Genomic DNA, 26,326 nt, shown 5'->3' with positions numbered 1-26,326 from the left:
AGGGATGCTCTGATCCATGCTTCGCTAGGTGTCACCCGCTCTGTCTGTTCGCAGGCCACAGGGCCATCGGCGCCGGCAGACGGGCCGTCTGTCAACACGATGGGCCGAAGGCATGCGGCCAGACAGAACGGGCTGCGCATCCTGAATTGACATCATGCCACCTGCGAAGCATGGATCAGAGCATCCCTAAATGTTACATAGTTTCATTTCGGCGATGGCCCGGATGCGGGCCTTCTCCATCGCCGCGCCCACCGCCGGGCCCTGCAGGCCTGCGGCCACGAACGGGGCGGAGGTGACCGCCGCCGCCGCGTCCCGGGCGCAGCGCAGCCAGGCGGCCTGGGGGTAGTCGTCGTGCTCGTGCCCCAGCCGGCCACGCTTGTCGGCCAGGCAGGCGGCCAGGAAGGTATCCAGGCGCTCGGGCCGGCGCAGCGCGTCCAGCGATGTCAGCAGCCTGAACACGGTGGCGGGTTTGAGTTCCAGCGCGCGGTGCGCGTTGAGATGTTCGCGGCAGACCAGCTCGGCCAGCGCCGCGTATTCGGCCGGCACGCGCAGGCGTGCGGCCAACGCCCGCAGCGGTTCCACGCCGCGCTGTTCGTGGCCGACGTGGCGCGGCAGCTCCGCGGCTGGCGTCAGCGCCTTGCCCAGGTCGTGGGTCAGTGCGCAGAAGCCGACCAAGTCGTCGCCCGGCGCCCATTGCGCGGCGGCATCGAGCACCATTTCCAGGTGCACACCGGTGTCGACTTCCGGATGGAACTCGGCGCGTTGCGGTACGCCGTACAAGGCATCGATTTCCGGAAACAGCACCGCCAGTGCGCCCGATTCACGCAGTACCTTGAGAAATACCGAAGGCCGCGCTTCGCCCAGCGCCTTGCGTGTTTCCGCCCACACGCGTTCGGGCACCAGGTGATCGATTTCGCCATCGCGCACCATCTGCCGGAGCAGCGTCATGGTTTCGTCGGCGACGGTAAAGCCGAGCGGCGCCAAGCGCGCGGCGAAGCGGGCCACGCGCAGCAGCCGAACCGGGTCTTCGACAAAGGCGGGCGAGACATGGCGCAGCAGGCGCCGTTGGATGTCCTGCGCGCCGCCGTAAGGATCCACCAGCGCGCCGTGCTCGTCCTGCGCGATGGCGTTGATGGTGAGATCGCGCCGCGCCAGGTCTTGTTCCAGTGTTACGTCCGGGTCGGCGTGGAAGGCGAAGCCGTGATAGCCGCGGCCGGTCTTGCGCTCGGTGCGCGCCAGCGCGTATTCCTCGCCGGAATGCGGATGCAGGAACACCGGGAAATCCTTGCCGACCGGCTTGTAGCCCTGCGCCAGGAGGTCATCCGGCCGCGCGCCGACCACCACGTGGTCGCGATCGACCACGGGACGTCCCAGCAAGCTGTCGCGGACGGCGCCGCCAACCAGATAAGTGCGCATGCGGGCATTTTGCCATGCCGGGCGCGGCGGTCTTCACCGCCTCGCGCTCAGCGACGGCGGAATGCCCGCCGCGCGGCGTCCAGCCGCTGCTGGCGCGGCGATCCCTGCAGCAGGCGCGGCAGCCAGGGCGTGAACGGTTGGGGCACGATGCCCAGCGCCGCGTAACCATCCACGTCGCCGACCGAATCGGTCTGCAGCGAAAGAAAGTTGTCCACGGTGAACGGCTTGCCCGGCAGCCGTCCGGCCACTTCCGCCTGCAGGCGGCCGAGCGCATCGTTCAGCGCGACGACGCGCGTGCGCAGGCCCGCCGCATCGCCGATGGCGCGCACGATCTCGCCCAGGGTCAGCACCTGCGGGCCGTACAGCTGGAAACGGCGCTGCCGCGACAACTTCTCGTCGGCCACGCAGCGGGCGATGGCTTCGGCCACGTCGCCGGCATACGTGGGCGCCATTTTCGATGTGGCACGCGCCAGCGGCAGCGCCGGCAGCTGGCGCAGCAAGGCGGCGAAGCGCGTGACCAGGCCATCGCCCTCGCCGAAGATCACGCTGGGCTGGTAGATCGTCCAGGCGAGCGGCGCTATCTCGACCAGCTTTTCCGCCGCGCCGCGCGTCTTGAGGTATTGCGAGAGCCCCTGGCCGGCCTTGAGCGAACTCATCTGGTGCAGGCGCGCGACGCCGGTGGCGCGGCAGGCGTCGATCAGCCGCTGCGTCAGCTCCACATACACGCGCTGGAAGCTGTAGCGGCCGTGCGGATTGAGGATACCGATCAGGTTGATGACGGCGTCGGCGCCTTCCAGTTGCTGGCGCAGAACGGCATCGTCGTAGACGTCCGCGCTGCGGATGACGACGTTGGGCAACACCGTCATCGCGCGGTGCGACGGGCCATGGCGCGAAAGCACGGTGATGCGATGACCGTCGGCGGCGAGCCGGGGTATGAGATAACTGCCGACAAAGCCGGTTCCGCCCAGTAGCACGAGACGCTGGATTGTCATTGACAGAGTCTTTGTATCAGTGCGCCGAGTCCTTGGCCGCTGCGCTGTGTATCGATGAAGCCGCCGGTGCCGGGCTTGCCGCTGCCACGGACTGCGGCGCCGGGCAGGTCATGTCCTTGCGCGGATCGTCCGCGTTCGGACGGCTATACGGCTGCCCGATCGGCACCATGCGGCTGGAGATCGGGGCGGCCGTGCCGTGCTGGCGCCAATCGTAGATTACGCTGTAGTACATCACGCGCGCCACATATTCGCGCGTTTCCTTGAACGGCATGGTAGCCACGAACAGGTCGGGCGGCAGGTTGTTGCGCGCATCCAGCCACTGGTTCACGCGGGCGGCGCCGGCGTTGTAGGCGGCGCTGGCCAGCCACGGTGAATCGTCGAAGCGGGCCGCCATCTGGGCCAGATAGCGCGTGCCGAGGACGATGTTCACCACCGGATCGAAGAGACTTTCGCCGCCGTCCCAGGCAAGCCCGTTCTTGCGCGCCACCTCGGCGCCGGTGGCCGGCACCAGTTGCATCAGCCCGCGTGCGTCGGCGCCCGATTGCGCGTCGCTGACCCAGGCGCTTTCCTGGCGCAGGATGCCGTACGCCCAGGACGGGTCGATGCCTGCCGCCTGCGCCTGCTGGACCAGGCCGTACTGGCTGGCGAGCGGGAAGCGCAGGGTGTAATAACCCAGCGCGGCGCCTTTGTTGAAGGTGAAGATGGCGCGGTCGTACCAGCCGCGCTGCTCGGCGAGGTTGACCGCCTGGCGCAGCGTGTCCGCATCGGCATCGGCCAGCGCCTGGTTCCATTCGCGCCGTGCGGCCCTGGTCAGGCCGACCGCGAACAGTTCGAACGCGCGCTGCATGCCGGGAATGGCCAGCACGGCCTGTTCTCCCTCCGCGCTGACCACGGGCTGGAGCACGCACAGCGCATAGGCGCTGTGCTGGTGGTCGGCGGCGAGGTAGCCGAAGTAGCTCGACTGCGCGGCGGCGATGGCATAGGCGCGTTGTGCTTCTTCGTGGCGGCCCAGTGCGTCGAGCGCGCGGGCGCGGAAGTACAGCCATTCGTCATTCTGCTGCTGGGCAGGCGTGAGCGCGTCGATCGCCGCCAGCACGGCATTCCAGTCTTGCATCGCCAGTGCCGCGCGCACGCGCCATTCGCGGCTGGTGTCGGTTTGCGCGGCGGCCGGCAGGTTCACCAGGCGCGCCAGCGCATCCGGGTCGTAATCGGTGGCGTGAAACAGGGCCAGCGCGTTGAGCACGCTGTCGCGTTGGCTGGGTGTCAGCTGGAAGCGGGTTTGCAGATCCTTCCAGGCGTCGTCGGCGGCGGTCGATTGCCGCCGCGCCAGGCGCACCAGCGCAAGCGTCACGGCTTGCCGCGCATGGGCGGTGTCCGGCCACTGCATGGCGCTTTGCGCGGCCGAGGCCGGGTCGGTCAGTGCCAGCACGATCCGCTGCGCGGCCGTGGCATCGTCATCGGGCAGCCACTGGCTCATGTCCGAAATACTGTCGCTCTTGCCGGCATCGGCAGCCGCGTCGATGCGCGTCCATAGCCGTTGCCTGGTCAGCAGCCCCTGGTCGTAGGCGGCTTGCAGCACGGGTTCGCAGGCGGCCGGCAGCGACGGTTCGGCCCACAGCGTGGCCAGGTCCTTGTCGAAATCGAGCCTGGCGCCGCCTTCCAGCCGCGCCCGCAGTTCGTCGCAAGTCAATGCGTCGCCGAGGCCGGGCTGGTACATCAGCTGGAACGTATCCCAATCCTGGCGGCGCGTCAGTTCCAGCAGAAAATTGCGGCGCAGGTCGTTGGCTGGGATCAGATCCGGATATTGCTTGAGGTACGCTTCGACGGCGGGGCGGTCGATGAGCTGGATGTCATGCTCCAGCGATGCCGCCTGCAGGTAGGGGTAGAGCGGGTAGTTCTGCAGGTTTGCCGACAGCGCGCGCCAACCGTCGCCGCCCTCGGCCGCGGCGGCGTAGGCCTGCTTGAAGCTGGCACGCTGCGCCTCAAGCGTGGCGGTGTCGGTCTGGGCAAGGCTCGCGCCGGCCAGCATCCAGCCGGCGACAACGAGCCATAGACGGCCAAGGCGCGGCGACGTGGCTTGCGGGGCCATGGGAACTCCTGCGAACAATCGGGGCAAAGTGTAATGGATGCGTTCGGTGCGCCCTGAACGAAACCGTAAGCGTCCCGGCGGCGATGTGCAGGCGCCGTGAGCATTCATGCGGTCTGATTTGCATGCGGGCTGCTAAGCTTGCGCGCTTGAGCGTGCTGCACCGACAGGGTCCTAATGCCGTCACCTTCCAATAGCTCAGTTTCCTACGCCGTGGCCTGGCTGTTGCTGGTGCTGACGGCGCTGACCGGCGGCTTCTGGTGGTGGAACGTGGGACGGCCGGTGCAACTGCCCGATGCGCCGTCGGCGCGCATCTCCTGCGTGTCGTATGCGCCGTTCCGCAAGCCGGGCGAATCGCCGCTCAATCCCCAGTTCGTGATCACGCCCGAGCGCATCGACGAAGACCTGCGCGCGCTGTCGCAGCGCATCAACTGCGTGCGTACGTATTCGCAAAGCAACGGCCTTGACGTTGTGCCGGCGATCGCGGCGCGCTATCACATGCAGGTATTGATGGGCATCTGGATCAGCAGTGTGTCCAAATACAACGACATCGAGATCGCGCGTGGCATCAAGACCGCCAATGCGTATCCGGGCACGATCCGCGGCATCGTGGTGGGCAACGAGGTGCTGTTGCGCGGCGAGGTATCGCCCAAGCGCCTGGCGCAATACATCCAGACCGTGCGTGCGGGCGTGCCCAAGAGCATCCCGATCACTTACGCCGATGTGTGGCAGCGCTGGCTGAGCTATCCGCAGATGGCAAGCTCGGTGGATTTCATCACCATCCACATTTTGCCCTACTGGGAAGACAATCCCGTGGCCGCCTCCAAGGCCATCAAGCATGTGGAAGAGGTCTACGCGCGGCTGCAGCGCGCGTTTCCCGGCAAGCAGTTGATGATCGGCGAAACCGGCTGGCCCAGCGCCGGCCGCCTGCGCCGCAGCGCCGAGCCCAGCCTGGTGAACGAGGCGCTCTATCTGCGCCAATTCGTTACTTACGCTGCAAAAGTGCACATGCCCTACAACGTGATCGAGACCTTCGATCAACCGTGGAAGCGCGCGCTGGAAGGTACCGTGGGCGGTTATTGGGGCATTTTCGATTCCAATGCGCGGCCTAAATTCTCGATGCTGGGCCCGGTCGTCGAAGATCCCTACTGGTGGTGGGGCTGGGTGGCCGGTGCGATCGGCGTGGCACTGTTTGTCGTGGTCGGCTGCTGGCCGCATCGCTGGCATGGGCCGCGTGGCTGGCTGGCACTGGTACTTTCCGGCTTCGCCGCCGGCACGGCCGTGGCCTGGCAGGTGCGCAAGATGACCTACGCCTGCGGGCCGTGGTGGGAATGGGCGATATCCTCGGCATCGCTGGTGCTGGCGCTCATGGTGGGCGCGGCGTTGGCGCGGCGCATCGCCGCGCACGTCGCCGACCGCTTCGACGACACCGAGCCTGCATCGTGGTGGCGCTTCGGTTCGTTGTTCGCGCTGGTGCTTTACGACATCCTGATGGCGTTCGACGGACGCTACCTGGATTTTCCGCTGGGTGTGTTCGCCCTGCCGTGCATCGGCTACGGCGTATTTGGCTTGCTCACGCGCGAGCACGTCATGCCTTCGGCCGAGCAACGCTTTCTCGCCTGCGTCGGTCCCGTGCTTGCGCTGGTGCCGGTGGTGCAGGAAGTGGGCATGAACAAGGTGGCCTGGCTATGGTTTGGCCTGAACCTGGCGATCGCGTGGCCCCTCTACATCAACTGGCATCGCCATGCTATTGGCCTGAAGGCGCACCAGGCGTAGGCAACCGACCAGCAGCGCGACGGCGCCGGCGTAGTAGCAATACAAGGTCAGCGCGAACATACCCAGTGCCGCCGCCAGCCACGCCATGGCGCGCTGCCTTGAGAACAGCGCAACCAGCATCGCGATCAGCGCGGCCACGCCGAAGCCGTAGGTGTTGAAGCCGACCACGATCGCCGCGCGCAGTCCGCAGGACGCCGGGATGTGCGCGTTGCCTTTGTCGCACTGGTGCGCAAGGTCGGCCGGTTCGATGAAGTCGTAGCGCAGCCAGGCGCTGGCCAGGGCGACTGCCACCAGCAGCAGCCACGGCAGGAGGATACGGATCAAGCGTCGGGTCGTCATCGGGATAATTTAACCGATGACGAGGGCAGCTGGATTTCCGCGGCCAGCGCCAGGTGATCGGAAAAGGCTTGCGGCAAGGTCCACACCTTGTCGATCTTGATCTGCGGCGAGACCAGGATGTGATCGAGCGCCCGGCTTGGCTTCCAGCTGGGAAAGGTCGGCACTGCCTGCGTCGGCGGTTGCAGGTTGCAGCGTGCGAACAGGTGTCGCATCTCGTTGCTGTGCGCGTCGGTGTTGAGGTCGCCCATCAGCACCGCGTGTGGATGATCCTGCAGCACTTCGGCGATGAAGCCCAGTTGCCTGGCGCGTGCCTGCGCGCTCAGGGACAGGTGGGCGATCATCACGGCCAGCCCGTCGGTGTCGTCGCCGAAACGTGCCAGCAGTGCGCCGCGGCCGGGAATGCGGCTGGGCAGCGGGTAGTCGATCACCACTTGTGGTTCGAGCCGGCAAATCAGGCCGTTGGCGGTATGCGATATCTGCGCCACCGGGCGGTTGGGCTGATGGCTCCAGAACGGCATGCCTGAGGTTTCGGCAAGGTAGCGCGTTTGATTGAGAAAGCCCGAGCGCAAGCTGCCTGCATCAGCTTCCTGCAGGCCGATCACGTCGAACTGCGGCAATAGTGCGGCCAGTTGATCGAGGTTATCCAGCTTGCTGCGCCCGGGCAGCATCGCGTTGATGCTGCGCGTTACGTATTGCCTGTAGCGCTGCACGCTGGCGCCGGCCAGGATGTTGCAGCTCAAAAGGCGCAGCCGTTGCTTGGGGTGGGATCCGGCGCGGGTCATTGACGCTAAATTACATGCTTGCGGCGCGGCTGGTGTGAAAAAGCCGCGCTGCGGTAAAGCCTCAGTGGTCTTTGGCGTTCAGCTCCCGCTGCACCAGCCACTTGGTAAGCGCCACCAGCTGCGGGAAGTCCTTGATGTTGGCGCTGCGGTATTTGCCGTCGACAACGATGGTCGGCGTGCCATCCACGCCCCAGGTCTGCAGCAGTTGCATATCCTTCTTGAGCTGCGCATCCACTTCGGGCGAATTGGCCAGGGTCAGGAACTGGCCCCTGTTCGCGCCGTGGCTGGCATAGAAATCGGCGATCTCGCCCATCGAGTTGATGGGGTACTGGTCCCTGAACTTGGCCACGAACAGCGCATCGTGCGTCTGTTCGACGATGCCCAGCTTCTTGGCCGCGTAGTAGGCGCGCGCGAACGGCACCCAGGTATCGTTGAACGGCGCCGGCAGAAGCTTGAATTCCACGCCCTTGGGCAGCGACTTGCGCAGCTGGTCGGCATAGGGCGAGAACTCGGCGCAATGGATGCAGGCGTAGGAGAACACTTCCACCACTTCGACCTTGCCGCTGTCGCTAAGGCGCGTGTGGGGTGTCGGCAGCGTGACGTATTCGACGCCATCGGTGAAGGGCGCGGCGGTGGCGGCGTCGGAGGGGGCCGCGGTACAGGCGCTGGTCACGACGAGGCCGCAGAGCAGGCCGAGCAAACGGAAACGGACGGTGTTGAACATGATCTTTCCTGCACGATGGCGGCACCTTGGCCGCCGTCCATGAGTCGAATGAAAAGCGCCCGGCGAATCGGGCGCTTGGGATCAAAAGGAACTACTCGCCGGCGGCTTCCTTGGCGACCAGCCACTTGGTCAGCTCGATCGACTGCGCATAGCCGCCGGCGTCCCCAGGGGTGAAGCGATACTTGCCGTTGACGATGATGGTCGGCGTGGCATCCACGCCGTAGGCCTTTACCATGTCGTCGGCGCGTTTCATCTGCGTATTGACGCTGAAGGAATTGGCCACCGCCACGAACTGCTTCGGATCGACGCCGTACTTGGCATAGAACTTCGCCACGTCTTCGATCGTGGGCCATGCCGACTGCGGCTTCGGCCGGCCGGTGGCAAGGTCGTCGGAAGCCAGCTCGCCGCTCTTCCAGATCGCGTCGAACATCGCGTCATAGGTCTTGTCGGCCACGCCCATCGCCTTGGCGGCGAAGTAGGCGCGCTGGAACAGCGGGAAGTTTTCATCGGGGCGGAAGGACACCGGCAGATAGTTCATCACCACGCCCGACGGCAGGCTTTGGGCCAGCTGGTCGGCGGTGGTGTGGAACTGGTAGCAGGCCGGGCAGGCGTAGGAGAACGCCTCGGTCACCACGATCTTGTCCGGAATGCCGGTGGGCTGCGCCGGTTCGATGGTGAAGTAGTTCTTGCCCTCGACCCACTTACCGGTGTCCACGAAGGGTTCGGCGGGCGTCGGCGTGGCTTTCTGGGCCGCCGTGGCGGTCGCTGCCGGGGCCGCCGCGCTGCTGGCGGTTGCGGCGGCGGTCGAGGCGGCGGCGGGCGTGGTGGCCGCCGGCGCGGGCTTGGCGGCCGAGGCCGGTGCGGCCGGTGCGGTGGACTGGGCAGGGGCCGGCTGCGGCGAAGTGTTGTTGTCGGAACCGTTGTGACTGCAGGCGGCGAGCGCGATCAGCGCGACGCCAAGGAAAGACAAACGCTTCAGCATGGTCAGCCTCGATGGGGAATACGGAACGACTATGGACAACGCCGGTGGCCGGAAGTTACGGCGAAGCCGCCGTGGAGACCGCGGCGTCGGTCACATGCAGGCCTTCGATGTAGCTGGAGACCGCGACGATCTCCTGCGGATCGAGCTTCTTGGCGATGGCCGGCATGATCTGCGCATGGGGCTCCTTGCCCCAGCTGACGCCGTCGTGGAAATCCTTCAGTTTGGCCTCGATGTACTGCGCGTGCTGGCTGGTCAGCTGCGGATACATCGCGCCCGGGTTGCCGCGCCCGTCGATGCCGTGGCAGGCCATGCAGGCGGGAACGCCGCGCTCGGTGTCGCCCTCGCGGTAGAGCTTCTCGCCCTGCGCGACCAGCGCCTGGTCGGCCACGCCCGGCAGCGACTGTTTGCTGGCGAAATACGCGCCGATGTCGCGCATGTCCTGGTCCGACAGCGGCGTGGCCATGCCCAGCATGATGGCGTTCTGGCGTTCGCCGGATTTGAAATTGTGCAGCTGGTGCACGATGTACATCTCGTGCTGGCCGGCGAGCTTGGGATATTGCGGATCGCTGGAGTTGCCGTCCACGCCGTGGCAGGCGCCGCATGCGGCGGCCTTGCCCTGGCCGGCGGTGGCATCGCCCGGCTTGGTGGTGCTCATCCAGTCGCCCGAAGCGGCGCTCGCCGAAGCGGTCGCGCTGCTGGCGGCGGGCTTGGCGGCGGAGGCGGCGCTGGCCGGGGCCGGCGTGGCGGGCTTGGCTTGGGTAGGGGAGTTCTGCGCCAAAGCGGCGCCGGCAGAGAGAGCGAGGACCAGGGCTACTGCATTGACGACAGCGGGCCGACAACCGGCGAGCCGAAAACTCATACACTTGCCTCCAGGAAATACTGCTATGGACGTACGGGGCGAACCCTCGGCGTACCGCGACTGGCAGAAGCCCGAAATTATCCCCACGCCATCTTAGCCGGTCAAACTACCGATATGTCTGCCAATCCGCTGCAGGGCGCGCAGTTCGTGCTCGCTGCTCATCGCATTAATCAACTGCCCGCCGACGCCGGTGCGGAGATAGCCTTCGCCGGGCGTTCCAACGCCGGAAAGTCCAGTGCATTGAATGCATTGACGGGACAGAAAGGGCTCGCGCGCACGTCCAAGACACCGGGCCGCACCCAGCAGATGGTGGCCTTCTCGCTGCCGGCGGTCGCGTATGACGAAATGTCGCAGGCGCAGCCTTTGCGCCTGATCGACTTGCCCGGCTATGGCTACGCCAAGGTGCCCGATGCCTTGCGCGAACACTGGCGGCAAGAGATCGACGCCTACCTGCATCAGCGCCGCAGCCTGCGCGGCGTGGTGCTGATCGTGGATATCCGCCATCCGCTGAAAGAGTTCGACCGCACCATGCTGGAGTTCTGCTTCGGCACCCTGCTGCCCTGTCATGTGCTGCTGACCAAGGCGGACAAGCTTTCGCGCAACCAGGCCCAGCAGGCGCTGGCCGCGCTGCGCAAGTTGCTGGACGCGAGCACGCCGGTGACGGCGCAGATTTTTTCGTCGTCCGAAGGAACCGGCGTGGAAGAGGCGCGCGCCGCGGTGATGAACATGCTGCTGGGCGAGGGCCGCGGCGACGCGTAGCCGCCGCGTCGCGGTGGTTTCAGCCAAACCGTGCGTCAGCGCGACGCGGCCACCGCTTCCATGAAGACCTTGCACAGCGCTTCCATGCCGGCGCGGTCGTCCTCGTCGAAGCGGGCAATCGAGGGGCTGTCCACATCCCATACGCCAAGCAGGCTGCCGTCGGCATTAACCAGCGGCACCACGATTTCCGATTGCGAGGCGGCATCGCAGGCAATGTGGCCCTCGAAGCTGTTCACGTCGCGCACCACTTGCGTCTGGCGCGTTTGCGCCGCGGTGCCGCACACGCCCCGGCCCAGCGCGATGCGGATGCACGCCGGCTTGCCCTGGAACGGGCCGACCACCAGCTCGGTGCCATCATAAAGATAGAACCCGGCCCAGTTGAGATCGGGCAGGCTGTTGAACAATAGCGCCGAGAAGTTGGCCGCGTTGGCCACCAGGCTCGGTTCCCCGGCCAGCATGCCGCGGGCTTGCTCGGCCAGGTCGGCGTAGTGCTCGGGTTTGCTTGCCGCGGGACCGTTGTTGATCTCGAACATGACCGGATGGCTCGATTGTTTCAGGCTGATGCGACAAGATGGGACGTCCGGTGCCCAGGCACAAGGGGAGTGCACATAAAATGACCGATCTGCAGCACGATACCGGGCACGCCGGCCGGGTGGAGGCGCACCGTCTGGACGGCTTCATCGACGCCGCCTTCGCTTTCGCCGTGAGCGTGCTGGCCATCGCCGGCGCCGAGACGCCGCACAGCCTGCACGATCTGCTGCTGGACCTGGACCGGATTCCCGGTTTCGCCTGCAGCTTCTATACCTTGATGATTTTCTGGCATCGGCATGTGCTCTGGCGCGACCGTTTCCGCCTGCATGACGGCATCAGCATCGCCTTGAGCCTGGCGCTGGTGTTCTTCGCGTTGATCTTCGTGTATCCGTTGAACATGCTGTTCCAGGCCTTGTTCAGTTCGATCTACGATTCGTTCGCGCACACCAGCCTGCCGAACGAGCCGATGATCGGCAGCATGCGCGAATTACGCGCGCTGTATATCTGCTACGGCCTTGCCTATGCGTGCATGGCCGGCTGTCTTGCCATGCTTTATCGCCACACGTTGCGCCGGGCCAGCATGGCCCATGTCGACCGCATCAAGGCGCGCGAGACGCTGTACGTGCAGCTGAGTTCGATCATGGTGGCGATCGCCTCGCTGGTGTCGGCATTGCTTATTCCCGACAGCGGCGCGTGGAGCTGGTTGCCCGGTTGCCTGTATGCGCTTTTGGGTTTGACGTACTGGATGGCCGGCCACTGGTCCAGAAAGGCATTGGCGCAGGCGGCATGACGCACGCGGTTTTCATCGCCGGCACCGATACCGGCATCGGCAAGACCCATGCGGCATGTACCCTCATCCACGCATGGCGAGCGGCGGGGCGCAGCGTTTGCGGCATGAAACCGGTGGCCAGCGGCTGCGCGGAAACGCCGCGCGGCTTGCGCAACGACGATGCGCTGGCATTGCTGGCGGCGAGCAGCGCGCCTTCGCCCGCTTACGATGAAGTCAATCCGGTGGCCTTGCGCGAACCGTTGTCGCCCCATCTGGCCGCACGGCACGAAGGCGTAACGATCGCGCTGCCATCTTTGCGCCAGGCGTTCGACACATTGGCCGGTCGCTACGATACGGTCGTCGTCGAAGGTGTCGGCGGGTGGCGCGTACCGTTGTCGATGGATCTGTTTGCATCGGACATCGCCAAGGCATGGTCGTTGCCGGTGGTGCTGGTGGTGGGACTGCGGCTTGGCTGCCTGAGCCACGCGCTGCTTACCGCCGAGGCCATCGTGGCCGATGGTTGCCGCCTGGCTGGCTGGATCGGCAACCGGATCGACCCGCACATGGATGCGGCGGAGGAAAATATCGACACCTTGCGCGCGCTGTTGCCGGCGCCGTGCCTGGGCATCCTTGCGCATGGACCGACACCCGAACAGGCTTGCGATATGTTGCAATTGAACGCAATGGGCATCTGAAAGGATGATGCGCCCAGGCATCGCACCACGGTCATGACACCAAGGAGGACATATGACCAGCCGCAGTCACTATTACCTGCGTATTGCCGATCTTGCGCACGCGCGCGGCGCGCAATCGGAACTGAGCTATGACGGCGCCGGGCCGAATGATCTGGCGGCGGCCTTGCGCGAAGCCCTGGTCAGCCCGTTGCTGTTTCAGCGCTGGCGCGCGCTGCAGCCGGATCCGGACGAAGTGGATGAGCGCCTGGGCGTCACCGATCAACTGGCCAAGGTCAACGCCAAGGCGGTGGACCTGCATACCGAAGTGGACGTGATCACCGATCTGCCGATGAGCATCCTGCGCCAGCGCCTCAACTGGCTGATCGGCGCGAACTGGCAATTGCACGACGTGCGCACGGCCTGAGCGCGCGCCCGGGCCGCGCGACGCCTCAGTGGTTGCGTTGCTGGATGAAATCGGCGAGCCACAGCAGCGGCTGGGCATTGCTGGAAATGCTGCGCGCGGCATCGCGTGCTTCATCGAACAGCGCATGCGCGCGCTGCTGCGCCTGCTCCAGGCCGAGCAGCGACGGGAAGGTGGATTTGTGCTGCGCCAGATCCTTGCCCGCGGTCTTGCCCAGCGTGGCGGTGTCGGCGATCTGGTCCAGCACGTCGTCCTGGATCTGGAAGGCCAGCCCGATGCACTTGCCGTAGCGGTCCAGCGTGTGGGCAACCGCGTGGTTCGCGAGTGCCGCGATGCCGGCAAGCCGGCAGGTGACCAGAATCAGCGCACCGGTCTTGCGCGCATGCAGCGATTCCAGTTGCGGCAACGTGAGGGTGAGGTTTTCCGAGGCCATGTCCACGGCCTGGCCACCGACCATGCCCAGCGAACCGGACGCGTGCGCCAGCGCCGCGATCATCTGCACCTTCTGCGTGGCGTCGAGCGTGCCGGTGTTGGCCAGCGCATCGAAGGCGAGCGTCTGCAGGGCGTCGCCGACCAGGATCGCGGTGGCGACGTCGTACGCTTTGTGCACGGTGGGGCGGCCGCGGCGCAGGTCGTCGTTGTCCATGCCGGGCATGTCGTCGTGCACCAGCGAATAGGCGTGGATGAATTCCACCGCGCAGGCGGCCGCATCGAGCTTTTCGGCAGCCACCCCCAAGGTTTCGCCGCAGGCATACACCATCAGCGCGCGCAGATGCTTGCCGCCTTCGCAGGCGTAGCGCATGGCTTCGTGCAACCGCGCCGGATCGGTGCCGGCGGCCGGCAATAACGCATCCATCGCACGCTGCAGCCGTTCAAGATAGGCGGGCACGCGGGTGTCGAAAGAGGAAATCGTGGGGGAAATCAGGCTCATGCGGAGTCCGGGCAGGGAACGTGGCTATGACGAAAAAAGCTCGCCTGCGACCTAGGAACGCTCGCGGCGCAATCTGCCAATTTTAACATTGCGTCCGCGCTTTGGCCGAGCGATCGGCCGCAAAACCAGCAATGGCCGCGAAATCCTCCCCCGGCGGGCGGGGGAGCCAACCGCTTTCAGGCCTCGCGGTACCAAAGCAGGATCACGCCTACCAGCATGAAGCAGATCGGCCAAACCCAGCCGGCGATCCGCCCGCCGCGTCCAGGCAGGCGCAGCTCCAGCCAGCGCGCCCAGCCCGCCGCCACGCCCGCCAGCGCAAGCGGCGTGTGCGTCAGTTCGATCAGCAGCTGATCTTTCACGTTGGAAATCTGGTGGTTGTGCGTGAGCAGCATCGCACCGCCCACCGACACCAGCAGCGGAAACACCAGCGCCGCCTTGGGGTTGCGCAGGCGCCCGGTGCGCACGGCCCATTCGAATACGCCGAACAGGATGATCAGCAGCACGAAGAATCGATGCTGCGCCACTTCCACATCGCGCCACGCAACCCAGAACCCTTCGTTGCCCATCGGCCACACTTCGGGGTCCGAACGCACCAGCAAGAAGCCCGCCATCAGCAGGAACAGCAGCGGCCAGTGCTTGAGCCATCCGATGCCCGCGCGATTGAGCAGGGCCAGCAGGCCGATCAGCAGTACGAAGATGCCGGCCCAGTGATGGTTGTATTCGGACCATGCAATGTCGTCGGCGTTGCGCGGCGGCAGCACGCCGGAACCGGGCACGTTGGCCTGCGCGGCAACCTGGCCGCGCTGCGCCGCTTCCTTGTCCAGTTGCGCCTGCATCTGCGAGATCGCCAGCTGATCGTGATCGGGCGAGGTCAGGCGCGGCCATGCCGGCGCATTGCGCACGGCGATTTCGTGCAGCGTGACGCGATCGGCGGTGAGATCGACCGCCGGCGGCACCGAGGTCAGCGACGCGGCGGCGAAGAAGATGGTGAAGCCGATGCCGATCTCCACTTCGGCGAAGCGGCGCAGGCGGATCACCGAGGTTTCCTCGCCTCGCCGCAGCCGCTCGGTCACCAGCAGGTTGCCCAGGCCAAACAGCAACAGCGCCAGGAACATGGCGATCTTGGCGCCTACCATCACGCCGTAGGCCGTGCCGTAGAAACCTTGCACGCTGCCGATGTAGAACACCGACATGATGGCGCCGGAAATCACGATGCTGGCCACGCCGATCATCGACATGCGCGAAAAGCCAGGGCCGATCAGGCGCCAGCTTTGCACGTCGTGCAGCCGGCTCAGCGCAAGCACGAAGCACGGAATGGCACCGATCCAGATCGCCGCGCCGAACTGATGCAGGCCTTCCACGAACAGCAGCAAGACGTTGTTGTCCAGCCGCGCGTACGCATGCGTGGTGAACGTGGCGGCGGTCAGCTCGATCGCGCCGATCAGCAGCGGCAGCGCAGCGGCGAGCGGGCCGTCGGCGATGCGCCTGCCCAGGCACGGGATCAGCGCCAGCGCGCAGAGCACCTTGATCGTGCCGCACAGCGCGAACGGCGCCTGCATCACGTCCAGGAACGACAGGCCGACGGTGGACATCAGCACCGCCACCTGCAGCCCGGTGCCGAGGATTTCCGCGATGCCAAGGCCGATCGCGCTATAGAGGGTGAGGCGCGCGATGCGCCGTTCCAGCTCGGCGCCCTGCGGCAGTGCCTTCATCAGCGGGCGCAGCAGAAACACCAGGAACAGCACGCCACCGAGCGTCATCGACTGCGCGACGATCACCAGGCCGTGCAGGATGATGCTGAGATAGCCGAAGATGTCGACGAGTAGTTCCACGAGGAATCGCTCAGGTGATGGCGGGTGTCAGGCCGTCGTTCCAGCGCAGGCCAGAATCGGGCTTCAACGTACCGTGCGAAGCGCACGACATGGGTTTTGTACCGCGGGCTCGTAGGGCGCCGGATGGCCGCCGGTGCCGCATGACGGTGGGGCAGGATGCGATGCTTCAACATGCCTGCCCCGCAGGTATCCTTACGGTTTGGCCGTCACGGTGAACGGCAGGTCGCCGCGCGTGAGATGGCCGTCCAGCGCCAGCGCCTGCCAGCGCAGCGTGTACGCACCCGGCGCAAGATCGGCACTGGTATCGAGTTCGTTGCTGTTGCCGTGGGTGTCGATGCTCAGCACGGCCTGGCTCTGGTCCGGCTTGACCAGCGTGAGCAGCGAGCGGTGCTGGTCGACCTTGCTGTTGTACTTGAGCACGAAATGCACGTGGCCGGCCGGCACGTTGCCATTCGCCTTGGGCGTGCTGTCGATCAGGATGGCGTGCGCGCAGGCGCCCATGCTGACCAGGGCGCAGGTTGCGGCGACCAGGAAGGTTCCAATACGACGACGCAGGGACATCGGCAGATTCTCCAGTGAGGTATCGCCGCGAAAGTGGCGATGGGAAAAGCGGTTCACGGCGACCATCCCAGCGTAGGCCCCGTCGCCTCGGCGACGGCGCGCAGCGCAAGCGTGGCGCGTTGCATGCGTGAGTATAGTCGGGGCAGCTCAGCCAGCAGCCCCGGATGGCGGCACAGCGCGGCGAGCAAGCCCCAGGCGCGTGGCCGGCCCCAGGCATCGACGCTGTTATTGAGCGCGGCGGGAATGCTGTCGCCCGCTTCGTCGATGATGGCGCGCAGCGTGAGGAAGGGCAGGCCGCGCTCCTGGGCGACGGCGGCGACGGCGGCGCTTTCCATGTCCACCGCCAGCGCCCGGTGACGGCCCCGTGCGGCGGCCTTGGCGGCCGTCGTCAGCAGCGGTTCGCGGACGCTGAGCAGCGCGCCGTTGGTGCAAAGGGGGCAAGCTGTGGCCGCCAGCCGTTGCTGCAGGCGGGCTCGCCATGGCGCGTGGACGGGGTAGTTGCGCCCATGCTCGTCCAGTACGCGTTCGGGACAGAACAGGCTGCCGTTGCGCAGGTCCGCATCCAGCGCGCCGGCCACGCCGAACACCGCCAGCGCCCCGGCGCCCGCGTCGGCCAGGCCGTGCGCGGCGCGATGCGCGGCATCGGGTCCCATGCCGCTAAGCCACACTGCGGCGCCTTCGGCAAGCGAAACGAGGCGTTCGGGGTGGATGCGGGCGGAGGTAAGCGCCCTGGCTTCCGCTGCCAGCGCCACGACGATGCCGGTGGCGGCCGGTGCCATCGGATCGCTCAAGCGAAAGCCGATTGCGACAGCTGCCGGTAGCGGGCCAATGCCCACAGCGGAAAATACGCGGTGTAGCCGTGGTATTTGAGGTAATACACGCGCGGGAAGCCCGGTGCGTTGTGCGAGGGGTGATACCACAGGCCGCCCGCTTGCTGGTTGGCCATCAGGTAGTCGATGCCGCGGCGTACCGATTCCGATTGCGCATCGCCCATCGCCAGCTGCGCCAGCACCGCCCAGGCTGTGGTCTGCGGCGTGCTGATGCCGTGGTTGGTGCCGCGCAGGGCCGGGTCGATGTAGCTGTCATTGGTTTCGCCCCAGCCGCCGTCGGCGTGCTGGCGTGCGCGCAGCCACTCGATCGACTTGCGAATGTACGGTTGGCGCGAATCCTCGCCGGCCAGGGCCAGGCCCGCCAGCACGCTCCAGGTACCGTACACGTAGTTGCTGCCCCAGCGGCCCCACCAGCTGCCGTCGTCGAGCTGTGTCTGGCGCAGGTAATCGATGCAGCGGCGCAGGCTTTCGGCATCCTGCGGACGCGCCAGCACGCCCAGACACGCGGCCACGCGGCCGGAAACGTCTTCGGTCGGCGGATCGAGCAGCGCGCCATGGTCGGCGAACGGAATGGCGTTGAGGTAGTAGTGGGTATTGTCCGCGTCGAATGCGGCGAAGCCGCCGTTTTTCGATTGCAGCCCGATCATCCAGTCGGCCGCGCGATCGGTGTTGAAGCGGTGGCGCCCCGACTGGCCGCGGCGGCGATCCTGGATATGCAGCAGCGCGGCGGCAACGGCGGTATCGTCGATGTCCGGGTAATACGCGTTGTTGTACTGGAACGCCCAGCCGCCGGGCACGGCATGGGGCTTGGTGGCGGCCCAGTCGCCTTTCAATTCCAGCTCCTGCTTGGAGCGCAGCCAATCGACGGATTTGGCGATGGCCGACTGCGTGGCCTCGTCGTCGCTGGTGTTCATCAGCGTGAGCGCGCTCCACACGGTGTCCCAGATCGGCGATACGCAGGGCTGGCAGTACGCCGAGCCGTCCTCGCGATGCACGACCAGCTTCTGGATCGAACGCAGGCAGGTCTGGCGGACCGGATCGTCTTTCGCGTAGCCGAGCAGTGCCATCGCCTCGTAGCTGTTGACCATCGGCGGAAAGATCGCGCCGATGCCGTCCTCGCCGTTCATGCGCGCCAGGAACCACGCTTGGGCCTTGCGCACCGCGCGGGCGCGCACGGCCTTGGGAATGAAGCGGTCGGCGATGCGGCCGAGCTTGTCCAGGGCCAGGAAAGTGCGGTTCAACAAACCGCCGCGAATGAAGTAGTGGCGCTCTTCCTCCGGCGGCGTGACGAACAGTTCGCGGATGCCGATCTTGCGCGGGTTCTTCGCTTTGGCCTTGAGCGAGCACAGGATCGTCAACGGCACCAGCGTGGTACGCGCCCAGTAGGAAATCTTGTCGATGTGGAACGGAAACCAGCGCGGCAGCAGCATGATTTCCACCGGCACATAGGGCGTGGCGCGCCACGGCACCTGTTCGAACAGCGCCAGCAGGATACGCGTGAACACGTTGGCCTTGGCGGCGCCGCCCAGTGCCAGGATCGCCTCGCGCGCGATGCGCATATGCTCGGCGGCCGGGTCGTCGCCGGCGGCCTTGAGTGCGTAATACGCCTTGATCGTACAAGAGATGTCGATGGCGCCGCCGTGGTACTGCGACCAGCCGCCGTGCCCGTCCTTCACCTGCGTGGCGCGCAGGTAGCGTGCCATTTTCTCCTGCAGCACGTCGTCGATCTCATCCATGTAGTGCATCATCAGGATGTATTCGGCGGTGATGGTGCAGTCGGACTCAAGCTCGAAGCACCAGTGGCCGTCCTGGTGCTGAAGCGCCAGCAACGCTGCGCGGCCGCGCTCGATGGCTTCGTCCAGGCTCGTCGCGACGCGGGGCGAATGGCGTTCTTCCGCAACGGCGGACTGGGCAATCGGCGTAAAGGAATTCATTGCGGATGAACTTCGTGGGCGTCGACCGGCTCGCGCCAGTTGACGTCGGCGATGTGCGGAATGGAGCGCTTGGGCCAGGTGCGCCCGGGCATCGAAGGTTCGCTCCACTCGGCGGTCAGCGCGGTCAGCGGCAGCCCGCGCGCGGTGCTGGCGAACAGCCAGCGCAGCGCGGCATTGGATCTGCCGAACAGGCGCGTGAACAGGATCGTGCGTGCGACGGCCTTGCGCGAGATCTTGATCTGCGTGCCGGCCGAGAAATCGAGATTGCTCTGCAGATTGCGCAACGTCAGCACGGCCATGCCGATCGCCCACAGGCAGAAGCGGCGCACGCCGGCATGCCTGGTGGGAAACATCAGCGTGTAATCGAGCGCATTGCGCAGATGCGCATGCGCGATGCCCACCAGCTCGGACATGGTGTCGGCGTATTGGGCGTTCTGCTTGCCGGGCGCGAGGTCGGCAAGCTTCACGCCGCGCCGCGCGAAAAGATCCTGCGGCAGCCAGCAGGCGCCGCGCGCGCGATCTTCCCACTGGTCCTTGAGGATGTTGGTCATCTGCAGGCCCTGTCCGAACGAGACGGCCAGGCGCAGCATGGTGTTGCGATGAGGTGCCAGCGCCGGCTCGAAGTCGACGAACATTTCCGTCAGCATCTCGCCCACGACACCGGCGACGCAGTAGCAATAGCGATCGAGGTCGTGCAGGGTCTTCAAGCCCTGCACGCCGGCACCGCGCTGGAATTCGTGCATGCCGTGCGACATGATCTTCAGGCATTTCACGATCGAAGCCCGCTGCGTGCGCGACAGGCCGCGCGTCACTTCCAGCACGGTGGGAAGGCGGCGCATCAGGTCGCGTTCGGCGTCCAGCGTGGCATCGGACAGCAGCGGGGCGACTTCGTCGGCCACATCCTGCGGATCGGCCTCGCCGGTGACGGCGGCGACGAACGCGTTCTCGAACCGGCGTTTCTGCTCGGCCGACAGCGCGGGCTCGTCCTCGATGGTGTCCGCAGCGCGGCAAAGCAGGTAAGCGTTGGCCACGGCGCCACGCAGCTCCGGCGGGAGCTGGGGGATGGTCAGCGCAAAGGTCCTGGACACCTTGGGCAGGATCGCGTCCTGATAGGTGATGGCCTCGTCGCTCACGCAAGGGACGGTGGCATTGTTTATTGGGTTCATGGGCATGCCTCGGCCGCTCTTATTATGCCACACCGCCTAGGGATGCTCTGATTAATGCTCGGCAGGTGTCACCAGCGCTTTGAATTTTACCTGATGGGGTGTCATGCCACCTGCGAAGCATTAATCAGAGCATCCCTATTGCAGAAATTTGGAATGTCGGCGCCGGGCGAAGTTCCCGCGCCACAAAGGCGGCCACTTTGAGGGCAAACGCAGGCCGCAGAGTGACTGGACGCAGAACAGGGGGAGTGGGGCAGGTCTGTCCATTATGCTGAAGCAGCGGACGATTTTCGTCCATAATCTGGTGATGACAGTCCCAACTTTCTTGACCGGGCGGCCTATCGCTGCATGCGTGCCGCCGGTTTGCGCCTGGGCGGTTTCGCCGTGAGGGCGCTGGTTACCGGAGCCACCGGCTTTGTCGGCTCGGCGGTGGCGCGCCGCCTGCTGCGCGACGGGCACCAGGTTCGCGTGCTGGCGCGCGCGGGGTCCGACCGGCGCAATCTGCAGGGGTTGAAGGTGCAGGTGGCCGAAGGCGACCTCACCCAGCCCGCTTCCTTGCTGCCGGCTTGCGAAGGTTGCGATGCGCTGTTCCACGTCGCGGCCGACTATCGCCTGTGGGCGCCCGATCCAAGCGACCTGTACCGCGCCAACGTCGAGGGCACGCGGGCCATCTTGCAGGCTGCCAAGGCGGCCGGCGTCCCGCGCATCGTATACACCAGCAGCGTGGCCGTACTGGGCATTCCCAAGGATGGCTCGCCAGGCAGCGAGACCACGCCGGTGACGGTGGACGACATGATCGGGCACTACAAGCGCTCGAAATTCCTGGCCGAGGAGGTAGCGCGCCAGTTCGCCGCCGATGGTCTGCCGGTGGTGATCGTCAACCCGTCCACGCCGATCGGCGCGCACGACATCAAGCCCACGCCCACCGGCCGCGTGGTGCGCGATGCGATGCTGGGCAAGCTGCCCGCCTACGTCGATACGGGCCTGAACATCGTGCACGTGGAGGATGTCGCCGAAGGCCACTGGCTGGCCTTCGAGCGCGGCGTGGTGGGCGAGCGCTACGTGCTGGGCGGCTACAACCTGAGCCTGCGCGAAGTGCTGACCGAGATTGCCGATATCGCCGGCCGTTCGCCGCCGAAGGTGCGTCTGCCGCATGCGGTGGTGATGCCGATTGCGTACGCCTCCGAAGCGTGGGCGCGCCTGACCGGCATGAATCCGATTGCCACCGTCGAGGAAGTGCGCATGTCCAAGAAGCGCATGTTCTTCAGCAGCGCAAAGGCCGAGCGCGAACTCGGTTACACCGCACGCCCCGCGCGCATGGCGCTGGAAGATGCCGTGCGCTGGTTCCAATCGATGCAGCAGGCCCGGTAGCGCGGCGATCTCGCTCCTTCCCCCGCAAGCAGGGGAGAGGGCGGACATGCAGCACGCTTACTTACGTTTGCGCCGCTCAAAGAACCGCAATACCGGCAACGCGCACTTCACCATGAACGGCATGGTGGTCGGGCGCAGCAAACGCGGGTCATAGCCGGCGAAGCGGCGGTCGTTTTCACTGAGGCAGGTTGCCATCAGCGTCGCCACGCTAAGCTCTTGCTGCGTGACCGACTGCGCGCCGGTGACGGTAAAGTTGTTGTCCTGCGCCTGTTCGTTGCCATCGGCATCCAGGCTCTTGGCCAGATCCATGCGCTCCAGGCCGAGGAAGCACCACACGCGGAACACCTTCCACTCGAACGCGATGCGCTTGAACGGATTGAGGTTGGCGCGATGCCAGGCCACCCAGTTGGCAAACAGCAGGATGTGGCGGCACTCCTCTTGCATCACCGGCTCGAACGTGTCGATCAATTCGGGCGGGAACAGGCCCGAGTCGTGTGCCACTTTGAACAGGCCGAAAGCGAAGAAGCTGTCGATGCATTCGCTGTAGCCGGTGACCAGGTACGCCCATTCCGGATCCTGCGGATACTCGTAAGGCGGCTCTGGCACCAATGCAATGCCGTAGTGCTGGACCATCTTGGACAGCACCTCCTTGTGGCGGTTTTCCTCCCACGCATTCTGCGCGAGCGCGTTGCGCATTTGCGCATCGGCCACCGTGCGCGCGTAGGCCGCCATGCGCAGGCGCGCCTTGCCTTCGGTCTGCACCGCGATGTCCCAGATCGGCAGCGAAGTGATGCGATGCAGGGCCGCGTCGTCCAGCGCGGGCCACTTGAGCACCGAGGGCCGATACGGATTGAAGGTGTCGGCGAACATCTGGCACATCATCTGCTTGTGCAGGTCCGAGCCGTACTTGATGCGCTGCGTTCCGGCACCCGACCATTGCCGCGTGCGTGCCTCGCACGCGGCGATGGTGGCCGCATCCGGTTCGTCGGTGGGCAGCACCGGATCCTGGAAGCCGGGCACCAGGGTTTGCGTATCGAAGGCCTCGTGTTGCAACGTCATGACTCGGATTCTCTGGAAACAGACGATTGAGCGGTGCGTGTGGAAGCGGCCGCATACAGCCGGCGTGTTTCGGCCCACTGCCAGGAAAGCAGTGCGGGTACGCCGAAGCCGACTTCGCGCATGCGCTTGATCACGGAAAGCGCCACGCTCGCTTCGGGCGGAAGTCCGACCATGTTGCCGAACAGCACCAGGCCGCCTTCCTGCACACCCAGGCCGGCCGGCACCACGAAGATGATGTGCCGCAGCGCCTGCGTGACCGCTTCGATGGCGATGGCGTCGCCCACGCCGATGGGGTAGCCCAGCAGGTGCAGGGCGAACCACGTCTCGAAACTGCCTACCACGAAGCCCAGGAGCTGCCAGCCGCAAGAAACGACCAGGCGCAATGGGCGCGAATACTGCGAGCGGATTTCAAGATCCAGGCGCGAGCCGTCGATCAGCTCGGTCAGCTTCGAGCGGCCGCCGAGCAATTTTTCCGCGAACGATTCCAACCGCGAAAATACCTTGCCGTGCCGCAATATGATGATCAGGAAGATCGGTAGCGGCAGGCTTGCGATCAGGGCGCCGATCACCGAATTGAACGTGCCTACGCTTTGCGTCAATTCGATCAGCAGCAGGATGCCCAGCGCGGTGAACAGGTACTGGTTCACCAGCGTCAGCAGCACTTCCATGATCACGCTGGCCGCCGCGGCCGCACCATCGATGCCGCGCCATTTCACCAGGCGAATGCCGATGATTTCGCCGCCGATGTTTGCCACCGGCAACAGGCGGTTGCTGCCCTCGCGCACGGCGGCGACCCAGAACAGGAAGGGCAGGTTGGCTTTGCCGTGCGGATCGCGCGGGGCCAGCAGTGCACGCCAGCCCAGTACGTCGAACAACAGCGGCAACGCATGGAACGGCAGCAGCCATAGCAGGCCCCATCCGGCGTGATCGATGGCCTTGGCAATTTCGCCCCAGCCTTGATGCGCGATCAATGCGATGGCGGCGGCCAGTCCGAGCAAGCCGGCGATGTAGCTCAGGCGCTTCATGCTGATACCGCCGTCGCCGCCGGATCGGAAAAGCCATTGCACAGCAGGTAGCGTGCGGCGATCGTGTCGCGCACGCGCGGCGACAGCAGCCCGGCCAGTTCATCGGCGTGGCGGTACTGGTCCATGCTGGCGGTGATGTGGCCGTGGGTGGCGGGGTGCAGATAGATCTCCGACAGACCCTGCGGCAGTGCCTGCAGGATGTCCAGCATCACCGCTTCGTCCATCGCGCCGCTATGGCGCAGGCCGAATACGTGATCGTTGTATGCAATGCCTGCCTTCTGCATGCGCCGGCGCATCAGCGCCAGCCACGGCCGCAGCCAGGGGCCCATGCCCGGTTCGCGGGGCAGGCGGATCGCCCGCAGCCCGTGCTCGCGTCCGATCGACAGCATCAGCGAGAAGATGGTGGGGTGCAGATGGAAATGCTTGTGCGCGTTGACGTGATCGAGCGGCAGGCCAGTCGCCGCGAAGGCTTCGAACTGCGCGCGGATTTCGTCCGCCAGCTGGCGGCGCACGTGCGGCAGGAAGAAAAAGCGAAAACCGTTGCGCACCATGTCCGAATTGAACATGCCCTGCGCATCGACCAGATCGGGAATGCGCGAGGGCGGCAGCATCGCGCGGCCATCGGCCAGCACCAGATGCAAACCCACCGCCAGGCCTGGGGTACGCCTGGCGCGCGTCACCGCATCGGCAACGGCGGGCGCGGCGACCATCAGGCTGGCCGCGCGCAGCACGCCTTCGCGAACGCCCCGCTCGACGGCTTCGTTGACGGCCTCGTGCAGGCCGAAATCGTCGGCGGTGACGATCAGGCGTGGACGCGTGGGTGGCGTGGCGGAAGTAGGCACGGTTTTGAAAGTATCCTGCTCAAAACATCAATCCGGCGCAGGCCGGAGTCCAGTGTCCAGAAGCCGCAAACGTCGCGTTCCGTGACTGGACTCCGGCCTGCGCCGGATTGACGGGTGGATCAGGCTTCGTGCGCGCGCAGGAAGCGGAAGAATTCCACGCCTTCGCGCAGACGGCGCTTCATCATGTCCCAGCTGGTCAGCATTTCCTTGACGATTTCCCAGATCTTCGACGGGCGGAAGTAGAAGGCCCGGTAGAACTTTTCCACGCCATGGAAGATGTCCTGCTTGGACAGGTGCGGATATTCGATCAGCGCCAGCTGCACGCCCTTGTCGTTGACCAGGTTGACCGCTTCGTTTTCCTTCAGCCAGCCGCTGTCGACCGCCTGCTTGTACAACGCGGTGCCCGGATAGGGCGCGGCCAGCGACACCTGGATGGTGTGCGGATTGATTTCCTTGGCGAACTGGATCGTCTTCTCGATCGTTTCCTTCGTCTCGCCGGGCAGGCCGAGAATGAAGGTGCCGTGGATGGTGATGCCCAGCTTGCGGCAGTCTTCGGTGAAGCGGCGCGCGATGTCGGTGCGCAGGCCTTTCTTGATGTTGTGCAGGATCTGGTCGTCGCCGGACTCGTAACCCACCAGCAGCAGGCGCAGACCGTTTTCCTTCATGATCTTCAGCGACTCGTAGGGCACGTTCGCCTTGGCGTTGCACGACCACGTCCAGCCCATTGCGCCGAGGCCGCGCGCGATGTCATGCACGCGCTCCATGTTGGAGCTGTCGGTGAAGGTGTCGTCGTCGAACATCAGCTCGCGCACTTCGGGCATGTTCTCCTTGATCCACTTCGCTTCGGCCAGCACGTTGGCGGCCGAACGCGTGCGGTAGCGATGGCCGCCAACCGTCTGCGGCCACAGGCAGAACGTGCACTTGGAGCGGCAACCGCGACCGGTGTAGATGGATACGTACGGGTGCTTCAAGTAACCGATGAAGTAGTTGTTGATCGTCAGGTCGCGCTTGTAGATCGGCGCGACGAACGGCAGGTCGTCCATGTTTTCGATCATCGCGCGCGGCGGATTGTGCTGCACGCTGCCATCGGCCAGCTTGTAGCTGATGCCGGTGATGCTTTCGAACGGACGGCCTTCGGCCACTTCCTTACAGGTGTAGTCGAATTCTTCGCGCGCCACGAAATCGATTGCCGCCGATGCGGTGAGCGAGCCGGTCGGATCGACCGCCACTTTCGCGCCCACCAGGCCGACCATCACGCCGGGCTTGCGCTGCTTGAGCAGCTCCGCGAACTTGGCATCGGTCGGGAATGACGGCGTGCTGGTGTGGATGATCACCAGGTCGTATTCGGCGGCGATCTTCAAGCTGTCTTCGACCGAGATCTCGTCGGCCGGTGCGTCGAGCACGCGCGAGTCGGGCACCATCGCGGCCGGCTGTGCGAGCCAGGTCGGATACCAGAAGCTCTTGATTTCGCGTTTGGCCTGATAGCGCGAACCCGCGCCGCCATCAAAGCCATCGAAGGAAGGAGCTTGCAGAAAAAGCGTTTTCATTACGAATGACTCCTGCGGGGCGTTCAATGTGCCCGGGGTAGCAGATCGTTCCAACAGAACGAGCCGCCAAGTTAGGTCTACGGCGCTGAACCGTCGCCTCGTGCGTGCAGTACCTGTCCGC

25 protein-coding genes are annotated in these 26,326 nt (G+C 65.7%); 6 read left to right on the top strand and 19 right to left on the bottom strand.

What is annotated here, in order from left to right:
- Positions 1 to 186 precede the first annotated feature (186 nt).
- From VME63_RS05895 to VME63_RS05885, 3 genes are read right to left on the bottom strand one after another with little or no spacing between them, the layout of a single operon-like run.
- Complete coding sequence (locus tag VME63_RS05895; RefSeq protein WP_325431228.1) at positions 187 to 1,416, bottom strand: multifunctional CCA addition/repair protein; 1,230 nt, start codon at positions 1,414 to 1,416, stop codon at positions 187 to 189.
- 47 nt (positions 1,417 to 1,463) lie between these two features.
- On the bottom strand, positions 1,464 to 2,408 hold the full coding sequence (locus VME63_RS05890) for a complex I NDUFA9 subunit family protein (protein ID WP_325431227.1): 945 nt from the start codon (positions 2,406 to 2,408) through the stop codon (positions 1,464 to 1,466).
- 16 nt (positions 2,409 to 2,424) lie between these two features.
- The gene (locus tag VME63_RS05885; RefSeq protein WP_325431224.1) at positions 2,425 to 4,497 is read right to left on the bottom strand and encodes a transglycosylase SLT domain-containing protein; all 2,073 of its coding nucleotides are present in this window, start codon (positions 4,495 to 4,497) and stop codon (positions 2,425 to 2,427) included.
- A 174-nt stretch (positions 4,498 to 4,671) separates the two neighbouring features.
- Between VME63_RS05885 and VME63_RS05880 the strand changes: the two genes are divergently transcribed.
- On the top strand, positions 4,672 to 6,270 hold the full coding sequence (locus VME63_RS05880; protein WP_325431222.1) for a glycoside hydrolase family 17: 1,599 nt from the start codon (positions 4,672 to 4,674) through the stop codon (positions 6,268 to 6,270).
- Here VME63_RS05880 and VME63_RS05875 read toward each other — a convergent pair.
- From VME63_RS05875 to VME63_RS05855, 5 genes are all read right to left on the bottom strand, one after another.
- Positions 6,181 to 6,594 carry a hypothetical protein gene (locus VME63_RS05875; RefSeq protein ID WP_325431220.1) on the bottom strand — a complete coding sequence of 138 codons (414 nt, stop codon included), beginning with the start codon at positions 6,592 to 6,594 and terminating at the stop codon, positions 6,181 to 6,183. The two genes, VME63_RS05880 and VME63_RS05875, sit on opposite strands and share 90 nt — an antisense overlap.
- Before the next feature lie 11 nt (positions 6,595 to 6,605).
- Positions 6,606 to 7,391: an endonuclease/exonuclease/phosphatase family protein gene (locus tag VME63_RS05870; protein ID WP_325431218.1), complete on the bottom strand. Its 786-nt coding sequence runs from the start codon at positions 7,389 to 7,391 to the stop codon at positions 6,606 to 6,608.
- Between the two features lie 61 nt (positions 7,392 to 7,452).
- Positions 7,453 to 8,115: a thiol:disulfide interchange protein DsbA/DsbL gene (locus VME63_RS05865; protein ID WP_325431216.1), complete on the bottom strand. Its 663-nt coding sequence runs from the start codon at positions 8,113 to 8,115 to the stop codon at positions 7,453 to 7,455.
- Between the two features lie 91 nt (positions 8,116 to 8,206).
- Complete coding sequence (locus tag VME63_RS05860) at positions 8,207 to 9,097, bottom strand: thiol:disulfide interchange protein DsbA/DsbL (RefSeq protein WP_325431214.1); 891 nt, start codon at positions 9,095 to 9,097, stop codon at positions 8,207 to 8,209.
- A 55-nt stretch (positions 9,098 to 9,152) separates the two neighbouring features.
- Positions 9,153 to 9,956 carry a c-type cytochrome gene (locus tag VME63_RS05855; RefSeq protein WP_325431212.1) on the bottom strand — a complete coding sequence of 268 codons (804 nt, stop codon included), beginning with the start codon at positions 9,954 to 9,956 and terminating at the stop codon, positions 9,153 to 9,155.
- Between the two features lie 114 nt (positions 9,957 to 10,070).
- Between VME63_RS05855 and yihA the strand changes: the two genes are divergently transcribed.
- Positions 10,071 to 10,715 carry a ribosome biogenesis GTP-binding protein YihA/YsxC gene (gene yihA, locus VME63_RS05850; RefSeq protein ID WP_325431210.1) on the top strand — a complete coding sequence of 215 codons (645 nt, stop codon included), beginning with the start codon at positions 10,071 to 10,073 and terminating at the stop codon, positions 10,713 to 10,715.
- Between the two features lie 35 nt (positions 10,716 to 10,750).
- Here yihA and VME63_RS05845 read toward each other — a convergent pair whose 3' ends face one another.
- Positions 10,751 to 11,248, bottom strand: a complete 498-nt coding sequence (locus tag VME63_RS05845) for a GAF domain-containing protein (protein WP_325431208.1) — start codon at positions 11,246 to 11,248, stop codon at positions 10,751 to 10,753.
- A gap of 80 nt (positions 11,249 to 11,328) precedes the next feature.
- On the opposite strand from VME63_RS05845, the gene VME63_RS05840 reads away from it, so the two are divergent.
- The 3 genes from VME63_RS05840 to VME63_RS05830 are packed head-to-tail and all read left to right on the top strand — an operon-like array spanning position 11,329 to position 13,113.
- Positions 11,329 to 12,036 (top strand): TMEM175 family protein, encoded by a 708-nt coding sequence (locus VME63_RS05840; RefSeq protein ID WP_325431206.1) that lies wholly within the window; start codon positions 11,329 to 11,331, stop codon positions 12,034 to 12,036.
- Complete coding sequence (gene bioD / locus VME63_RS05835; RefSeq protein WP_325431204.1) at positions 12,033 to 12,710, top strand: dethiobiotin synthase; 678 nt, start codon at positions 12,033 to 12,035, stop codon at positions 12,708 to 12,710. The genes VME63_RS05840 and bioD overlap by 4 nt, the downstream gene beginning before the upstream one ends.
- A 52-nt stretch (positions 12,711 to 12,762) precedes the next feature.
- On the top strand, positions 12,763 to 13,113 hold the full coding sequence (locus tag VME63_RS05830; protein WP_325431202.1) for a hypothetical protein: 351 nt from the start codon (positions 12,763 to 12,765) through the stop codon (positions 13,111 to 13,113).
- Positions 13,114 to 13,138: 25 nt separating this feature from the next.
- Here the strand turns inward: VME63_RS05830 and VME63_RS05825 are convergent, their stop codons facing one another.
- The 6 genes from VME63_RS05825 to VME63_RS05800 all read right to left on the bottom strand — a co-directional run bounded on the left by VME63_RS05825 (position 13,139) and on the right by VME63_RS05800 (position 20,364).
- Entirely contained in the window at positions 13,139 to 14,041 is a 903-nt protein-coding gene (locus VME63_RS05825; RefSeq protein ID WP_325431200.1) for a farnesyl diphosphate synthase, read from the bottom strand.
- Between the two features lie 176 nt (positions 14,042 to 14,217).
- The gene (locus VME63_RS05820; protein ID WP_325431198.1) at positions 14,218 to 15,873 is read right to left on the bottom strand and encodes a copper resistance D family protein; all 1,656 of its coding nucleotides are present in this window, start codon (positions 15,871 to 15,873) and stop codon (positions 14,218 to 14,220) included.
- A gap of 192 nt (positions 15,874 to 16,065) precedes the next feature.
- The gene (locus VME63_RS05815; RefSeq protein WP_325431196.1) at positions 16,066 to 16,491 is read right to left on the bottom strand and encodes a copper resistance CopC family protein; all 426 of its coding nucleotides are present in this window, start codon (positions 16,489 to 16,491) and stop codon (positions 16,066 to 16,068) included.
- Positions 16,488 to 17,225, bottom strand: a complete 738-nt coding sequence (locus tag VME63_RS05810; RefSeq protein WP_325431195.1) for a purine and other phosphorylase-like protein, family 1 — start codon at positions 17,223 to 17,225, stop codon at positions 16,488 to 16,490. The genes VME63_RS05815 and VME63_RS05810 overlap by 4 nt, the downstream gene beginning before the upstream one ends.
- A complete protein-coding gene (shc, locus tag VME63_RS05805) occupies positions 17,222 to 19,198 on the bottom strand; it encodes a squalene--hopene cyclase (protein ID WP_325431193.1) in 1,977 nt (658 codons plus the stop codon). Before shc ends, VME63_RS05810 begins: the two co-directional genes overlap by 4 nt.
- Positions 19,195 to 20,364 carry a phytoene/squalene synthase family protein gene (locus tag VME63_RS05800; RefSeq protein WP_325431191.1) on the bottom strand — a complete coding sequence of 390 codons (1,170 nt, stop codon included), beginning with the start codon at positions 20,362 to 20,364 and terminating at the stop codon, positions 19,195 to 19,197. Before VME63_RS05800 ends, shc begins: the two co-directional genes overlap by 4 nt.
- 345 nt (positions 20,365 to 20,709) lie before the next feature.
- On the opposite strand from VME63_RS05800, the gene hpnA reads away from it, so the two are divergent.
- Positions 20,710 to 21,732, top strand: a complete 1,023-nt coding sequence (gene hpnA, locus VME63_RS05795; protein ID WP_325431189.1) for a hopanoid-associated sugar epimerase — start codon at positions 20,710 to 20,712, stop codon at positions 21,730 to 21,732.
- Positions 21,733 to 21,789: 57 nt separating this feature from the next.
- On the opposite strand, the gene VME63_RS05790 is transcribed toward hpnA, so the two are convergent.
- The 4 genes from VME63_RS05790 to hpnJ all read right to left on the bottom strand — a co-directional run bounded on the left by VME63_RS05790 (position 21,790) and on the right by hpnJ (position 26,205).
- Positions 21,790 to 22,791, bottom strand: a complete 1,002-nt coding sequence (locus tag VME63_RS05790; protein ID WP_325431187.1) for a ferritin-like domain-containing protein — start codon at positions 22,789 to 22,791, stop codon at positions 21,790 to 21,792.
- On the bottom strand, positions 22,788 to 23,816 hold the full coding sequence (locus VME63_RS05785; RefSeq protein ID WP_325431186.1) for a flippase-like domain-containing protein: 1,029 nt from the start codon (positions 23,814 to 23,816) through the stop codon (positions 22,788 to 22,790). The genes VME63_RS05790 and VME63_RS05785 overlap by 4 nt, the downstream gene beginning before the upstream one ends.
- On the bottom strand, positions 23,813 to 24,658 hold the full coding sequence (gene hpnK / locus VME63_RS05780; protein ID WP_325431185.1) for a hopanoid biosynthesis-associated protein HpnK: 846 nt from the start codon (positions 24,656 to 24,658) through the stop codon (positions 23,813 to 23,815). The genes VME63_RS05785 and hpnK overlap by 4 nt, the downstream gene beginning before the upstream one ends.
- Positions 24,659 to 24,777: 119 nt before the next feature.
- Positions 24,778 to 26,205, bottom strand: a complete 1,428-nt coding sequence (gene hpnJ / locus VME63_RS05775) for a hopanoid biosynthesis associated radical SAM protein HpnJ (protein WP_325431184.1) — start codon at positions 26,203 to 26,205, stop codon at positions 24,778 to 24,780.
- Positions 26,206 to 26,326: the final 121 nt, after the last annotated feature.

Source organism: Dyella sp., assembly GCF_035503745.1.
In the GTDB taxonomy this organism is placed as follows: Bacteria; Pseudomonadota; Gammaproteobacteria; order Xanthomonadales; family Rhodanobacteraceae; genus Dyella_B.
Note: the sequence above shows the minus strand (reverse complement) of the source record. Positions and strands in the feature narration are given on the sequence as shown.

Excerpts from the sequence above, each read along its gene's own strand:
- VME63_RS05895 (WP_325431228.1), bottom strand. The coding sequence starts at position 1,416 with ATGCGCACTTATCTGGTTGGCGGCGCCGTCCGCGACAGCTTGCTGGGA.
- VME63_RS05890 (WP_325431227.1), bottom strand. The coding sequence starts at position 2,408 with ATGACAATCCAGCGTCTCGTGCTACTGGGCGGAACCGGCTTTGTCGGC.
- VME63_RS05885 (WP_325431224.1), bottom strand. The coding sequence starts at position 4,497 with ATGGCCCCGCAAGCCACGTCGCCGCGCCTTGGCCGTCTATGGCTCGTT.
- VME63_RS05880 (WP_325431222.1), top strand. The coding sequence starts at position 4,672 with ATGCCGTCACCTTCCAATAGCTCAGTTTCCTACGCCGTGGCCTGGCTG.
- VME63_RS05870 (WP_325431218.1), bottom strand. The coding sequence starts at position 7,391 with ATGACCCGCGCCGGATCCCACCCCAAGCAACGGCTGCGCCTTTTGAGC.
- VME63_RS05865 (WP_325431216.1), bottom strand. The coding sequence starts at position 8,115 with ATGTTCAACACCGTCCGTTTCCGTTTGCTCGGCCTGCTCTGCGGCCTC.
- VME63_RS05860 (WP_325431214.1), bottom strand. The coding sequence starts at position 9,097 with ATGCTGAAGCGTTTGTCTTTCCTTGGCGTCGCGCTGATCGCGCTCGCC.
- VME63_RS05855 (WP_325431212.1), bottom strand. The coding sequence starts at position 9,956 with ATGAGTTTTCGGCTCGCCGGTTGTCGGCCCGCTGTCGTCAATGCAGTA.
- yihA (WP_325431210.1), top strand. The coding sequence starts at position 10,071 with ATGTCTGCCAATCCGCTGCAGGGCGCGCAGTTCGTGCTCGCTGCTCAT.
- VME63_RS05845 (WP_325431208.1), bottom strand. The coding sequence starts at position 11,248 with ATGTTCGAGATCAACAACGGTCCCGCGGCAAGCAAACCCGAGCACTAC.
- VME63_RS05840 (WP_325431206.1), top strand. The coding sequence starts at position 11,329 with ATGACCGATCTGCAGCACGATACCGGGCACGCCGGCCGGGTGGAGGCG.
- bioD (WP_325431204.1), top strand. The coding sequence starts at position 12,033 with ATGACGCACGCGGTTTTCATCGCCGGCACCGATACCGGCATCGGCAAG.
- VME63_RS05830 (WP_325431202.1), top strand. The coding sequence starts at position 12,763 with ATGACCAGCCGCAGTCACTATTACCTGCGTATTGCCGATCTTGCGCAC.
- VME63_RS05825 (WP_325431200.1), bottom strand. The coding sequence starts at position 14,041 with ATGAGCCTGATTTCCCCCACGATTTCCTCTTTCGACACCCGCGTGCCC.
- shc (WP_325431193.1), bottom strand. The coding sequence starts at position 19,198 with ATGAATTCCTTTACGCCGATTGCCCAGTCCGCCGTTGCGGAAGAACGC.
- VME63_RS05800 (WP_325431191.1), bottom strand. The coding sequence starts at position 20,364 with ATGAACCCAATAAACAATGCCACCGTCCCTTGCGTGAGCGACGAGGCC.
- hpnA (WP_325431189.1), top strand. The coding sequence starts at position 20,710 with ATGCGTGCCGCCGGTTTGCGCCTGGGCGGTTTCGCCGTGAGGGCGCTG.
- VME63_RS05790 (WP_325431187.1), bottom strand. The coding sequence starts at position 22,791 with ATGACGTTGCAACACGAGGCCTTCGATACGCAAACCCTGGTGCCCGGC.
- VME63_RS05785 (WP_325431186.1), bottom strand. The coding sequence starts at position 23,816 with ATGAAGCGCCTGAGCTACATCGCCGGCTTGCTCGGACTGGCCGCCGCC.
- hpnJ (WP_325431184.1), bottom strand. The coding sequence starts at position 26,205 with ATGAAAACGCTTTTTCTGCAAGCTCCTTCCTTCGATGGCTTTGATGGC.